Consider the following 13,747-nt stretch of genomic DNA (forward strand, 5'->3'; position numbering starts at 1 on the left):
GGCACTCCTTGAGGGACGGGGACACGCAGAAGCCCGGGGAATACTTCTGCGATACGGAAAGCGGCTTCCGTGGCGATCACTCTGGAGGGGCCTTTGATCACGCGCGCAACCGTCGCGTTTCGGCCGTGTAAATCACGCTGCCTGTGACTCACCGCACACAACTCGCCTCAGCAGCCTCTGCGTTCTTCGGTCAGCACCCCCTGCACGGTGGTGAGGGTGCGGTCGTAGCAGCCGCCCGAACCGCGGATCCGGTAGCGCTCGCTCGTCGTGCCGACCGCGTGCCGCTGGTCGCGCGGGACGTTGATCGTGTACGTGGCGTCGCCCGCGTAGGTGTCGTCGAGCCGGTACCACGCCGTACGGTGGCCCGCCCGGGCCTGCGTGACCTCGGCGCGGTCACCGAGGGTCAGCGCGGTGCGCAGCCGGTCCCCCGCCCCGACGGTCGTCGTGCCGTCCATCGTGTACGTCCGGTGGGTGCGGGTGGTCCGAGCCGGGCCGCGGCCGTCGACGGTCACCGACTCGTCGTCCGTCCAGGTCGCCGTGAGCGCGTCGGGGTTCTCGCCGTCGGCCCAGCGGTGGGTGGAGGTGTTCACGAGCGAGCGGCGGACGGTGGTCGTGACACGGCCGTGCGAGGTGTCTACGTATCCGGCCACGGTGAGCCGGTGGGCACCCTCGGTGTTCACGCGATGCTCCGAACCGGGCGTGTACGTCGAGCTGTTGGCGAGGTCGCCGCCGGCGCTCGAGAGGAGCTTCCCGGTGACGTGCGCGCGCTCGGCGTCCTGCCACACGAGGACGTTCACGGGGGTGCTCCAGCCCGACTGCCCTTCGGGGACGCCGACGACTGCGACCTCCACGCGGTGCGGACGCCCGTCGTTGAGGATCCCGGCGAAGGGGGTCAGGTCGTATTCGATCGGCTTGACGTCGAAGGCACGGGGGCCCGGGACGACGTACCAGAGGAAGGGATTGGACCAGCCACCGGTCCACACGGTCGGGAACGGGGCCGCGATGCCGGCGAGTCGGCCGTCCACCCTGATCTGCACCTCCCGATAGGGGCCGCCGTCGGCGCGGCAGGAGTACGGCGCGTTCGACGGCACCGCCAGATACCAGTACTCCTCGCAGCCGCCGCCCGAGCCGGTGGCGTACACCTCGGCCACGATCCGCTCGCTGTTGCGCGGGGTGGTGAGGGTGTCCTCGTCGAGCGTCAGCACCCGATCCGGCGCCGAGGCCGGGCGCCCTTGGTGGAAGGTGAGCGTGACCTTCACGTCGATGATCCCGGTGTACGTGTCGTCGACGACGTTCCCGATGAGCATCTCGACGTCGTGGCGGGCACGGAAGGTGTCGCTGTAGCGCGTGACGTCCTTCTCGACGGACCACTCGATGCCGTCGGGCGAGGGCTGCGGAGTGGACGTACGGAAGATCTCGACCCCGCCGACGTGCAGATACCCGAGCCGGTCGAACTGCCGCCCCTTGACCTTGCCGTCCATGCGCAGCACGACCTTGCTCCAACGGTCGCCGCAGCCCTCGGGCGGGCTGTAGGTGCCGGTGTACGGCGTGAAGTCGCGGAACCGCGCTTCCGCGAGGGTGACCTGGCAGGACCTGCCCTGAGGTTTGGTCACGGGCGGGGCCGCGGTGACGGGGTCGTGCCAGTCGGTGCCGAACTCGGCCGGGGGGTCGGCGAGTCGGGCCCGGGTGGATGGGGCGTCCGGGGGTGGAGCGACTGCGGGCCGGGCGGGTGTCGCGCCGAGCAGCGTGCTCGCCAGGAGGGTCGCTCCCGCGAGCATGGACATGACGATCCGTCTCTTCATGGCCGTGTTCTACGGCGAGTCGGGCATCCCGCGCAATGACGCCTCCCGCGGCGGACTCAGGCGCTCAGCTCTGCCCGGTCCCCCATCACCACCACCGGACGCAGGGCCGGATCGAGCGTGCGCAGCAGATACCGCATCGCCGACCTGGACACGCTCACACAGGCCGACGTACCGCCGCCGTGGTCCAAGTGCAGCCAGATCCCGCCACCTTTGGAGTAACCCTCGGGCCGGGCCTGGTTGTTCGGCGGAGTGCCCTCGACACGGTTGTAGTCGATGGCGATGACGTAGTCGAAGTCGTGCCAGTGGGACCTGGGCCACCAGCGCGGGGCCGCGATGGCGGCGGACCGGGTGTACGGCAGCGCGGCTCCGGGGTCCGGGAGCGCGCCGCCCGCGTCGCTGAGGGTGAACACGCCGACGGGGCTGCGCTTGTCGCCCTCGTGGTGGTCGGTGGTCCAGCCCTTCTTACCGTTGTGCGCGGGCCAGCCGCGGACACGGTCCCAACCGGAACCGCGTTTCACGTAGAGCACGGCGACGGCCTCCGCGGAGTCCCTGCCCTCGCCGTAGACCGCGAGGACCTGCCGGGAGTCGGCGGGGATGCGGCGCTGGAGACGGTCGCCGACGTCGGGAACGCCGGTCGGCCGGGCCGCGGGTCTGTCGGCGGACCCGGTGCGGGTGTCGCGCGTGTGCGCCGAGTCCGGGCCCGGGCCGCCGCCACAGCCTGCCAGGGGGATCAGCAGTGCTCCCAGGACCGTCGCCGTCACTGTCATCCGCCGTGCGCCCGCGCCTCGCATCGCATCGCATCGCATCGCTCCATGGTCGCACCAGGATCCGGGGGCCGCCGGTTCGGCGGGCGCAGCCGGAACTGCGGGGCCGCCGGTTCGGCGGGCGCAGCCGGAACTGTGCGGCGCGGCGGAAAACCTGTTGCCTGCGACCACGCTCTGCCGCGAACCTTTCACGGTTTGCAGCCGCCGTGCGCGGCTCCCTCCCACCCCCCTGACACGAGCCACTGGGACGTCACCCGTCATGCAGATCCAAGACCTTCCGTATCCCGACCCGGGAGTGCCGGACGCCCGCTCGGGCCCCCGGTTCCTGTGGTGGCTCTTCAGGAACCAGCTGGGCGGACAGCTCAAGTCACTGGCCTGGGGACTGCTGCACTTCCTGTCCATCTCCGCGCTGCCCCTGTGCGTCGGCGTGGCCGTCCAGGCGGTCGTCGACCACTCCGGCCGCCGACTCGCCCTCGCGGGCGGCCTGCTGGCGCTGTGCTGCTTCGGCAGCGCGCTCGGCGACACCTTCCTGCACCGCACCGCCGTCACCAACTGGATCACGGCCGCCGCGCGCGTCCAGCAGCTGCTGGCACACAAGGCCGCGAACCTGGGCTCGGCGCTGACCCGGCGGGTCGCGGCCGGCGAGGTCGTGGCCGTCTCCACGGGTGACGTCGAGAAGATCGGCTGGTTCGTGGAGGCCTGGTCGCGGTTCACCGCGGCGGCCGTCACCATCGTGGTCGTCTGTGCCGGACTGGTCGTCTACCAGCCCTCGTTGGGCGCGGTGGTCGCCGTGGGCCTGCCGGTCGTGGCCCTCGCGGCGCTGCCGCTGCTGCCGCGCGCGACCAGGCGCGCCGACTTCCAGCGCGAGAAGGCCGGCCGCGCCACCGAGCTGGCCTCCGACACCGTCGCCGGTCTGCGGGTGCTGCGCGGCATCGGCGGCGAGGAGCTCTTCCTCGACCGCTACCGCAGGGCGTCCCAAGAGGTGCGCCACGCGGCCGTGCGCAGCGCCCGGATGTGGTCCCTGATCGCCGCGATCCAGGTACTGCTGCCAGGGCTGCTGCTGATCGCCATCGTCTGGTACGGCGTCCACCTGGCCGAGCAGGGCCGCGTCGAGATCGGCGAACTGGTCGCCGTCTACAGCTCGGTCATGATCCTCACCTATCCGCTGCGGCACTTCGAGGAGATCGCCATGGCGTACTCCTTCTCCCGCCCCTCGGCCACGCGGGCCGCCCGGGTGCTGTCACTGGAACGCGCCACGTCCGCGGAGGGGGTCCGGGGCGAGGGCTCGGAGGGTTCGCAGGACGGGGGCGGTTCGCGGGGCAGTGGCGGGGAGGGTCTGCCGAACGGGGATCTGTACGACCCCGCCACCGGTCTGCTCGCTCCCTCCGGCCGTCTGACCGCCGTGGTGTGCGGCGACCCGGACGCGGCGGGGCTGCTGGCCGAGCGCCTCGGCGGGCACCCCTCCGAGACCGGCACGTCGGTGCTGCTGGACGGGGTGCCGCTGGACGAGCTGCCGCTCGACTCGGCGCGCACGGCCGTCCTCGTCCAGGACAAGGACCCGGTGCTGCTCTCCGGGACCCTGCGCGACCTGCTCGACGTGCCCGCCTCGGGTGACGTCGGGGCCGAGGAGGCGCTCACGGCCGCGCAGTGCGCGGATGTCCTAGCCGCCCTGGTCCAGGGGTCCCTGGGCGCCGAGGACCCGATGGACGCGCGCATCACCGAGCGCGGGCGGTCCCTGTCCGGCGGCCAGCGCCAGCGGCTCGCCCTGGCCCGGTCCCTGTACACCGACCCGCAGGTGCTCGTCCTGGACGAGCCGACCTCCGCCGTCGACTCGCACACCGAGGCACGGATCGCGGAGGCGTTGCGGGACCTGCGGGCCGGGCGCACGACCGTGGTGTTCACCTCCTCGCCGCTGCTGCTCGACCACGCCGACCGCGTGGTGCTCGTGCACGAGGGCGAGGTCAGGGCGGTCGGCGTGCACCGCGAACTGGTGCGCAAGGAACCGCGGTACCGGGCGGTCGTCACCCGCGAGACGGACGAAGAGGCCGCCCTCGACGACCGACCGAACGAGCACGACGTACGGAACGAGCACGACGTACGGAACCAACGCGACGCACTGCACACACACGACGCACTGCACGCACAGGATGTCCTGCACGAACTGGAAGAGATCGAGGAGACGGCATGATCGGCGTGGCGCCACCGGCCTACGACCCGGCGGCACTGACGACGGCGAACACCCTGCCCGTCGGAGCCACCGCGACCGTACGCGCCTACGTGGCCGAACTGTTCCAACGGCACCGCCGTGCCTTCGCGGTCCTCGTCGGCGTGAACACCGTCTCGGTCGTGGCCTCCATGGTCGGGCCCTGGCTCCTCGGCGACCTCGTGGAGCGGGTCTCGGACGGGGCTCGAGAACTCCATCTGGAGCTGACGGCCGCGCTGTTCGTGATCGCGCTGATCGTCCAGGCCGTGTTCGTACGGCAGGTGCGGCTGCGCGGCTCGATGCTCGGTGAACGCATGCTGGCCGATCTGCGCGAGGACTTCCTCGTGCGGTCGGTCGGCCTGCCGCCGGGCGTCCTGGAGCGGGCCGGGACCGGTGACCTGCTGTCCAGGATCACCACGGACATCGACCGGCTCGGCAACGCGATGCGCGAGGCCGTGCCACAGCTGGCGATCGGCGTGGTGTGGGCGGCCCTGCTCCTCGGCGGACTCGTGATCACCGCACCGCCGCTGGCCGCCGCCGTGCTGCTCGCGCTCCCCCTCCTGGTGATCGGCTGCCGCTGGTACTTCAAGCGGGCGCCCTCGGCCTATCGCTCGGAGGCCGCCGGATACGCGGCCGTGGCCGCCGCGCTCGCCGAGACCGTGGACGCCGGGCGCACGGTCGAGGCGCACCGTCTGAGCGCCCGCCGCATCGAGCTGTCGGAGCGCCGGATCAAGGAGTGGACCGCCTGGGAGCGCTACACCCTGTGGCTGCGGTCGGTGCTCTTCCCGTGCATCAACGTCAGCCACGTCATGATCCTTTCGTCGGTGCTGATGGTCGGCGGGGTGTTCGTCCTCCAGGGATGGATCGGCGTCGGCCAGCTGACGACGGGCGCGCTGATCGCGCAGATGCTGGTCGACCCGGTCGGGCTGATCCTGCGCTGGTACGACGAGCTCCAGGTGGCCCAGGTGTCGCTGGCCCGGCTGGTCGGGGTCCGCGACATCGAGCCGGCCGGCGCGGACGCGGGCCTCGCTCCCGAGGGGCGGGACGTCCACGCGGACCGGGTGCACTTCGGCTACCTGGAGGGTGTGGACGTGCTGCGCAAGGTGTCCCTCGAGGTCGCACCCGGCACCAGGCTGGCACTGGTCGGCCCCTCGGGCGCCGGCAAGTCCACCCTGGGCAGGCTGCTGGCCGGCATCTACGCGCCCCGGGACGGCCGGATCACCCTCGGCGGCGCCGAACTGTCCCGGATGTCCGCCGAACGGGTCCGTGAGCATGTGGCCCTCGTCAACCAGGAGCACCACGTCTTCGTGGGCTCCCTGCGCGACAACCTCCTGCTCGCTCGCACGGACGCCACGGACGCCGAGCTCTGGGCGGCCCTCGGCGCGGTCGACGCGGACGGCTGGGCACGGGCGCTGGACGACGGCCTCGACACCGAGGTCGGCTCGGGCGGGCTGACCGTCACCCCGGCCCAGGCCCAGCAGGTCGCACTGGCCCGACTGGTGCTGGCCGACCCTCACACGCTGGTCCTGGACGAGGCGACGTCGCTGCTCGACCCACGGGCCGCCCGTCACCTCGAACGCTCCCTGGCCCGCGTCCTCGACGGCCGCACGGTGGTCGCCATCGCCCACCGCCTGCACACCGCCCACGACGCGGACGTCATCGCCGTCGTCGAGAACGGCCGCATCAGCGAACTGGGCAGCCATGACGATCTCGTCACGGCGGACGGGGCGTATGCGGCGCTGTGGAGGTCTTGGCACGGGTGAGGGGGTGCCGGGGGGCGGGGCCGGACCGACGGCTGACGGCTGACGGCTGACGGCTGACGGCGGGCAGCGGGGGCTGGCGGCGGGGGCTGACGGCTGACGGCGGGAGCTGACGGCTGACGGCGGGAGCTGGCGGCTGGCGGCTGGCGGCTGGCGGCTGGCGGCTGGCGGCTGGCGGCTGGCGGCTGGCGGCTGGCGGCTGGCGGCTGGCGGCTGGCGGCTGGCGGCTGGGAGCACATACCGGGACAGCCCTCCCAGGCCCTCCCCGGCCCTCACCTCCAGCCCTCTCCCCCCGCTCCAGCCCGCGCAGCGACCACGTGCCGTTGCGCAGTCCCGAAAGGGGGTGCGAGGCTGGCAGCAGCACCGGCTCAGGGAGCGCCCGCGGTCGGCACGGTTCGGTGGCGGGCGCGGCAGGTGCCCCGGCGATCCGTGGTCCGTCCCGGGCCGCGGGAGTACCGGGTCCGTCCCCCTCACCTGGAGGTACCCGTGGACAGCTCCGACGGATGGGGAGACGACGTCTACCAGCCCGACGGATCCGAGATCCAGGACGACGCGGGCCTGCTCGACGCTGAGGACACCCTGGAGGACGACGGAGTCGGCGATCCTCTCGACCGGGGCTGGTCCCCGCCGGAGAGATCGTGGGCGGTCGAGCACAACGGGGTGACGGCCGCCGAGCGCCGGCGGGGCGAGACGCTGGACGAACGGCTCGCCGAGGAGGTGCCCGACCTGGAGCCCTCCGACGGCGACGGCATCGGCGATGTCGACGGCACCGACGGCGAGCTCCTCGACAACGAGGTCGGCGCGACGCGTTCCGGCCGGCTCGTGGCTCCCGACGAGGGGGCCCACGAGGACGAGGAGAGCGCGCTGATCGCCACGGACGTCGGCATCGACGGTGCCGCGGCGTCCGCGGAGGAGGCCGCGATGCACATCGTCGACGAGGAGTCCCTGTCCGGCTGACCGTCGCGGCCGGCCGATCGGTTCACGCGGCCCGCCGCCCCGCGCTGTCCCCACCGCGCACTCCGTACCCCGCACCCGCCCAGCGTCGCCGAAGGAGCAGCCATGCAGCAGGACAAGCACCCCGACTACCACGAGGTCGTCTTCCGCGACCGCTCCGCCGGCTACGCCTTCCTGACCCGGTCCACCGCCACCAGCGACCAGACCATCGAGTGGGACGACGGCGAGATCTACCCGGTGGTGGACGTGGAGATCTCCTCCGAGAGCCACCCCTTCTACACCGGCAAGGCGCGGACGGTGGACTCCGAGGGACGCGTGGCCGCCTTCGAGCGGCGGTACGGGAGCGGGACCGGCCAGGGCGGCTGAGCAGGGAGAGCGGCGCCCGGGCCTCAGATGAAGTTGAGCGCCGCCGCGCAGCCCACTCCTCCGAGGAGCATGAACGCCGGCATCAGCACCTTCAACTCGACCCAGCTGCCCGCACGGAACCGCATGACCTTCGGCGGACCGATCGGGTACCAGCGCTTGCGCCCCACCGGGATCGGCCACAGGATCGGGCAGCCGGAGACCGTCAGCGCGTCCCCGATGTCGTGCACGAGCGCGCCCAGCACGACCGGCAGCCCCAGCCACAGGTACTCCTGGCCGGGCTGCGTGAACAGCCAGTCCGAGCCGTTGCCCGGCTTGTCCAGAACACCCGCGATGATCCACGCGCTGGTCGCGGCCAGCAGCCAGACCAGGACGTCGGCGCTGGAGCCCCGGGTCGCCCGCCACAGCAGGCCCTCGATGGCCAGCACCATGTGCACGAACAGGATCGCCAGCACCGCCCAGCGGCCGCCGGTGATCGCCGCCACCGAGCAGCCCGCACCGATCAGCACCGCCCACAGCCAGGTGTGGGTGAGCGTGCGGTGCCCGCCGGAGCGCCGCGGGTCGCCCTGCTTCTTGGTGGCCTTGTAGACGGCGTAGGAAAGCTTGTCGACGATCTCGCACAGGGCCCGTGAGACCGGTCCGAAGGCCCGCGAGATCGTGGCCGCCTTGTGGTCGAGGTCGGGAGCCAGAGCAGCTCCGGCGCAGATCAGGGCCCCGGCCAGGAGCACGGGCCACGGCATGGTGTGCCCCGTGGCGGCGGCGGCCGCACCTACGCCGAGCCAGGCCGCGGCGCCCGACAGTGAGTGTGCTGGTCCCATCATCGGCGTTGCCCGCCCCATTCCTCGTGTGCCACTGTCCAGTTGACCGGCTGCGCTGACGCTCCGTCGGCGACACAGCGTACTGGTCGTGATCATCGGCCTCGCATCCGATTCCCCCATCGGGCGTCCGGACAGGCAAGATGGGTGGGTGACCCTCATCGATCAGCTGCCGCCGACCGCCGACCCCGACGCCCTCTACGAAGCCTTCGAGTCGTGGGCCGAGGAGCGGGGTCTGACGCTCTACCCCCATCAGGAGGAGGCGCTGATCGAGGTGGTCTCCGGCGCGAACGTGATCGTGTCGACGCCCACCGGCTCCGGCAAGAGCATGATCGCGGCGGGTGCGCACTTCGCGGCCCTCGCCCGTGACGAGGTCACCTTCTACACCGCGCCCATCAAGGCGCTCGTGTCGGAGAAGTTCTTTGAGCTGTGCAAGATGTTCGGCACGGAGAACGTCGGCATGCTGACCGGCGACGCCTCCGTCAACGCCGACGCCCCGGTCATCTGCTGCACCGCCGAGGTGCTGGCCTCGATCGCGCTGCGGGACGGCAAGAACGCGGACGTCGGCCAGGTCGTCATGGACGAGTTCCACTTCTACGCCGAGGCGGACCGGGGCTGGGCCTGGCAGATCCCGATCCTGGAGCTGCCCCAGGCGCAGTTCGTGCTGATGTCGGCCACGCTCGGCGATGTGTCGATGTTCGAGAAGGACCTGACCCGGCGCACCGGCCGGCCGACGTCGGTGGTCCGCTCGGCGACTCGTCCGGTCCCGCTCTCCTACGAGTACAAGCTCACCCCGCTCACCGAGACCCTGACGGAGCTCCTGGAGACCAGGCAGGCGCCCGTCTACATCGTGCACTTCACGCAGGCGCAGGCCGTGGAGCGGGCGCAGGCGCTGATGAGCATCAACATGTGCTCGCGTGAGGAGAAGGACCAGATCGCCGACCTGATCGGCAACTTCCGCTTCACCACCAAGTTCGGCCGCAACCTCTCCCGTTACGTGCGGCACGGCATCGGGGTCCATCACGCCGGCATGCTGCCCAAGTACCGGCGGCTGGTGGAGAAGCTCGCCCAGGCCGGTCTGCTGAAGGTCATCTGCGGCACGGACACGCTCGGTGTCGGCGTCAACGTGCCCATCCGCACGGTGCTGTTCACTGCGCTCACCAAGTACGACGGCAACCGGGTGCGCACCCTGCGGGCCCGTGAGTTCCACCAGATCGCCGGGCGGGCCGGCCGGGCCGGCTTCGACACGGCGGGCTTCGTCGTCGCACAGGCCCCGGAGCACGTGATCGAGAACGAGAAGGCGCTCGCGAAGGCGGGTGACGATCCGAAGAAGCGCCGCAAGGTCGTCCGCAAGAAGGCGCCCGAGGGCTTCGTCGGCTGGACGGAGAACACCTTCGAGAAGCTGATCGCCTCCGAACCGGAGCCGCTGACCTCCCGCTTCCGGGTGACCCACACGATGCTGCTGTCGGTGATCGCGCGTCCCGGCAACGCCTTCGAGGCGATGCGGCACCTCCTGGAGGACAACCACGAGCCGCGCAAGCAGCAGGTGCGGCACATTCGGCGGGCGATCGCCATCTACCGCTCGCTGCTGGACGGCGGCATCGTCGAGAGGCTCGACGAGCCCGACGCCACGGGCCGGATCGTCCGCCTCACCGTGGACCTCCAGCAGGACTTCGCGCTGAACCAGCCGCTGTCCACGTTCGCGCTCGCCGCGTTCGAGCTGCTGGACCCCGAATCGCCGTCCTACGCCCTGGACATGGTGTCCGTCGTGGAGTCCACTCTGGACGACCCACGGCAGATCCTCGTGGCCCAGCTGAACAAGGCGAAGGGCGAGGCCGTGGCCGCGATGAAGGCGGACGGCGTCGAGTACGAGGAGCGCATGGAGCGCCTCCAGGACATCTCGTACCCGAAGCCGCTGGAGGAGCTGCTCTTCCACGCCTACGACACCTACCGCAAGAGCCACCCCTGGGTCGGCGACCATCCGCTCTCCCCGAAGTCCGTCATCCGCGACATGTACGAACGGGCCCTCACCTTCACGGAGTTGGTCTCCTTCTACGACCTCGCCCGCACCGAGGGCATCGTCCTGCGCTACCTCGCGAGCGCCTACAAGACGCTCGACCACAACATCCCGGACGACCTCAAGTCCGAGGATCTGCAGGACCTGATCGAGTGGCTCGGCGAGACGGTCCGCCAGGTCGACTCCAGCCTCCTGGACGAGTGGGAGCAGCTCGCCAACCCGGAGGAGATGACCGCCGAGGAGGCCCAGGAGAGGGCCGACGAGGTCAAGCCCGTCACCACCAACGCGCGCGCCTTCCGGGTCCTGGTCCGCAACGCCCTGTTCCGCCGTGTCGAACTCGCCGCGCTGGACCAGGTCGAGGAGCTCGGCGAGATGGACGGCGAGGCCGGCTGGGACGCGGACGCGTGGGGCGAGGCGATGGACAAGTACTGGGACGAGTACGACGACCTCGGCACCGGCCCCGACGCCCGTGGCCCCAAGCTGCTGCGGATCGAGGAGGAGCCGCAGAACCGGCTGTGGCGCGTCCGGCAGACTTTCGCCGACCCGAACGGCGACCATGACTGGGGCATCAGCGCGGAGATCGACCTCACCGCCTCCGACGCGGAGGGCCGCGCGGTCGTCCGGGTCACCGATGTCGGACAGCTGTGAGCCGTGGGCCGCTTGTGAGCCACAGACAAGACGCGAGCCACAGGCCAGTTGTGAGCCAAGGAGAATCCCACCCATGACGAACCCGGCCGAGAGGCTCGTCGACCTGCTCGACCTGGAGCAGATCGAGGTCAACATCTTCCGTGGCCGAAGCCCGCACGAGTCCCTCCAGCGGGTCTTCGGCGGCCAGGTGGCGGGCCAGGCGCTGGTCGCCGCCGCCCGCACCACGGACGGCGAGCGTCCGGTGCACTCGCTGCACGCGTACTTCCTTCGTCCGGGCCGGCCCGGGGTACCCATCGTGTACCAGGTCGAGCGGGTGCGCGACGGGCGGTCGTTCACCACGCGCCGGGTCACCGCCGTGCAGCAGGGCCGCACGATCTTCAATCTCACCGCCTCCTTTCACAAGCCTGAGGAAGGTCCTTTCGAGCACCAGCTGCCTCCCGCCCGCAAGGTCCCGGACCCGGAGTCCCTGCCGAGGGTCGGCGACGAGATCCGGGAGCATCTGGGCGAACTGCCCGAGCAGTTGGAGCGGATGGCGCGCCGCCAGCCCTTCGACATCCGCTATGTGGACCGGTTGCGCTGGACCGCCGAGGAGGTCAAGGACGCCGAGCCGCGCAGCGCGGTGTGGATGCGCGCGGTCGGGCCGCTCGGGGACGACCCGGTCGTCCACACCTGCGCGCTGACCTACGCGAGCGACATGACCCTCCTGGACGCCGTCCGCCTCCCGGTCCAGCCGCTGTGGGGCCCGCGGAGCTTCGACATCGCCTCGCTGGATCACGCCATGTGGTTCCACCGGCCGTTCCGCACGGACGAGTGGTTCCTGTACGACCAGGAGTCGCCGATCGCGACGGGCGGACGCGGTCTGGCCCGGGGCCGGATCTACGACCGGGAGGGGCGCCTGCTGGTGTCCGTCGTCCAGGAGGGGCTGTTCCGGCCGCTGTAGCTCAGCCGCTTCTGCGCCACAGCCGGCCCAACAGCCCGCGGGACGGCTCCGGAGGTGCCGGCTCGTTCTGCGGCAGGGCGGGCGGTGCCGGCCTGGCCGACGGGCGGGGTGCGGGCCGGAAGTGTCGGGCGTCCTCCAGGGCGCGGGTCAGTTCGGTCCCCAGCCAGTCGATCTCGGCCGGGTCGTCCGCCGTCATGATCTTCTCGACGAGGAGTGCGGCGGGCGAGCCCTGCGCCCCGTGCCCGGGCGGTCCTGGCCGGAAGCGGCTCAGGTGGGACCGCTCGTAGGGGTCGGGAACGAGCTCCGCGATCCGGACGGGGTCGAGGAAGGCGGCGAGGGCTCCGGCGCTCTCCCAGGGGTCCTCGGCGAGACGCAGGAGGAATCCGCGGTGGCGTCCGCGCCAGTTGCGGGCCCGCAGGTCCACGCCCTCGTCCAGCAGGTCGCGCAGCCCCTCGGGCATGCGCCGTGCGGTCAGCAGCGGGGTGTTCTCCTCAACGGTCGTGAACTCCTCGAGTTCGTCGGCCAGATACAGCCACACGACGGCCCGGTACCGGTTGAGGTAGAAGCGCACGGGCGAGAACAGGCCGAGGCGCGCCAGGCGGGTGAACCTGCCGACGGGGATCTCCATGACCTCCGCGCCCTCGGTGGTCCCGACGAGCCGCAGGCGTTGACGCAGTGCGTCAGGGAAGCCGGCCGTGGCCCGCAGCCGGTCGAGCTCGGAACGCGGGACGTGCCGGCCCCCTCCTCCTTCGTCCGGCACCGTGCGAATCCGACCGAGGTGGACGGCGAGGTCGAACTCGCTTCGCTTGAGGCCCAGTTCCCGTGCGGCGCGGCTGGGCGTGCAGGGCTGGTGCCGGAGTTGGGTGATCGTGCTGCTCGACATGTCGCTCCCCCGTGGAGTCGTCGCTCACGCTGTGTGCGCTCGCTGTGACAGAAACCGTAGCCGGTGGGGCGAGAGGTGTGGCAGGCCTGTGGATAACTCGCTACGGGGCGAAGAAATCCCAGGTCAGAGGTCTGATGCCGGGCTTCGCTCGGGCCTGCGGGCGTCCACGTCGAGGTGCTCGCCGACCCGGTTGACGAGCAGCGTCATCTCGTAGGCGATCTGGCCGATGTCGGCGTCGGAACCGCTGAGGACGCACAGACAGCTGCCAGTGCCCGCGGCGGTGACGAACAGCACCGCGTCGTCGAACTCGATCATCGTCTGCCGTACTCCGCCCGCGCCGAAGTGGCGTCCCGAGCCCTTGGCAAGGCTGTGCAGTCCGGACGAGACGGCCGCGAGATGTTCCGCGTCCTCCCGGCGCAGTCCGGTGCTGGCGCCCGTCACCAGACCGTCGTTGGACAGCACCAGCGCGTGCCGCACATGGTCGACGCGCTCGGTCAGGTCGTCCAGCAGCCAGCCCAGCCCCTGCTTCTCCGGCATGTGTCCCGTCTCCCCGTGTGACGTCTCCCCCTGCCCGGAGGATCCACGTCAAGCCTTCCCC

The 13,747-nt window shown here is 71.4% G+C and carries 11 protein-coding genes; 6 read left to right on the top strand and 5 right to left on the bottom strand.

The window, feature by feature from the left end:
* Positions 1-167: 167 nt before the first annotated feature.
* Positions 168-1,802 carry a peptide-N4-asparagine amidase gene (locus tag IOD14_RS27915; RefSeq protein ID WP_212671862.1) on the bottom strand — a complete coding sequence of 545 codons (1,635 nt, stop codon included), beginning with the start codon at positions 1,800-1,802 and terminating at the stop codon, positions 168-170.
* 56 nt (positions 1,803-1,858) lie between these two features.
* Complete coding sequence (locus IOD14_RS27920) at positions 1,859-2,569, bottom strand: hypothetical protein (protein WP_249126089.1); 711 nt, start codon at positions 2,567-2,569, stop codon at positions 1,859-1,861.
* Between the two features lie 256 nt (positions 2,570-2,825).
* Here IOD14_RS27920 and IOD14_RS27925 point away from each other — a divergent pair, with 256 nt between their 5' ends.
* The 4 genes from IOD14_RS27925 to IOD14_RS27940 all read left to right on the top strand — a co-directional run bounded on the left by IOD14_RS27925 (position 2,826) and on the right by IOD14_RS27940 (position 7,849).
* Positions 2,826-4,754, top strand: a complete 1,929-nt coding sequence (locus IOD14_RS27925; protein WP_212671863.1) for an ABC transporter ATP-binding protein — start codon at positions 2,826-2,828, stop codon at positions 4,752-4,754.
* Positions 4,751-6,532 carry an ABC transporter ATP-binding protein gene (locus tag IOD14_RS27930; protein ID WP_212671864.1) on the top strand — a complete coding sequence of 594 codons (1,782 nt, stop codon included), beginning with the start codon at positions 4,751-4,753 and terminating at the stop codon, positions 6,530-6,532. The genes IOD14_RS27925 and IOD14_RS27930 overlap by 4 nt, the downstream gene beginning before the upstream one ends.
* 483 nt (positions 6,533-7,015) lie before the next feature.
* Positions 7,016-7,486, top strand: a complete 471-nt coding sequence (locus IOD14_RS27935) for a DUF5709 domain-containing protein (RefSeq protein ID WP_123987571.1) — start codon at positions 7,016-7,018, stop codon at positions 7,484-7,486.
* A 102-nt stretch (positions 7,487-7,588) separates the two neighbouring features.
* Positions 7,589-7,849 carry a type B 50S ribosomal protein L31 gene (locus IOD14_RS27940; RefSeq protein ID WP_123987572.1) on the top strand — a complete coding sequence of 87 codons (261 nt, stop codon included), beginning with the start codon at positions 7,589-7,591 and terminating at the stop codon, positions 7,847-7,849.
* 23 nt (positions 7,850-7,872) lie between these two features.
* Here IOD14_RS27940 and IOD14_RS27945 read toward each other — a convergent pair whose 3' ends face one another.
* Positions 7,873-8,667, bottom strand: a complete 795-nt coding sequence (locus tag IOD14_RS27945; RefSeq protein ID WP_123987573.1) for a metal-dependent hydrolase — start codon at positions 8,665-8,667, stop codon at positions 7,873-7,875.
* A 145-nt stretch (positions 8,668-8,812) separates the two neighbouring features.
* Here IOD14_RS27945 and IOD14_RS27950 point away from each other — a divergent pair, with 145 nt between their 5' ends.
* On the top strand, positions 8,813-11,326 hold the full coding sequence (locus IOD14_RS27950; protein ID WP_212671865.1) for a DEAD/DEAH box helicase: 2,514 nt from the start codon (positions 8,813-8,815) through the stop codon (positions 11,324-11,326).
* A 73-nt stretch (positions 11,327-11,399) separates the two neighbouring features.
* Entirely contained in the window at positions 11,400-12,266 is an 867-nt protein-coding gene (locus IOD14_RS27955; protein ID WP_123987575.1) for an acyl-CoA thioesterase II, read from the top strand.
* A 1-nt stretch (position 12,267) separates the two neighbouring features.
* Here the strand turns inward: IOD14_RS27955 and IOD14_RS27960 are convergent, their stop codons facing one another.
* Together IOD14_RS27960 and IOD14_RS27965 are read right to left on the bottom strand one after the other, a co-directional pair.
* Positions 12,268-13,149: a DUF6397 family protein gene (locus IOD14_RS27960; protein WP_123987576.1), complete on the bottom strand. Its 882-nt coding sequence runs from the start codon at positions 13,147-13,149 to the stop codon at positions 12,268-12,270.
* 123 nt (positions 13,150-13,272) lie between these two features.
* Positions 13,273-13,686, bottom strand: a complete 414-nt coding sequence (locus IOD14_RS27965; RefSeq protein WP_123987577.1) for a roadblock/LC7 domain-containing protein — start codon at positions 13,684-13,686, stop codon at positions 13,273-13,275.
* Positions 13,687-13,747: the final 61 nt, after the last annotated feature.

It is taken from the genome of Streptomyces sp. A2-16 (assembly GCF_018128905.1).
Lineage (GTDB): Bacteria > Actinomycetota > Actinomycetes > Streptomycetales > Streptomycetaceae > Streptomyces.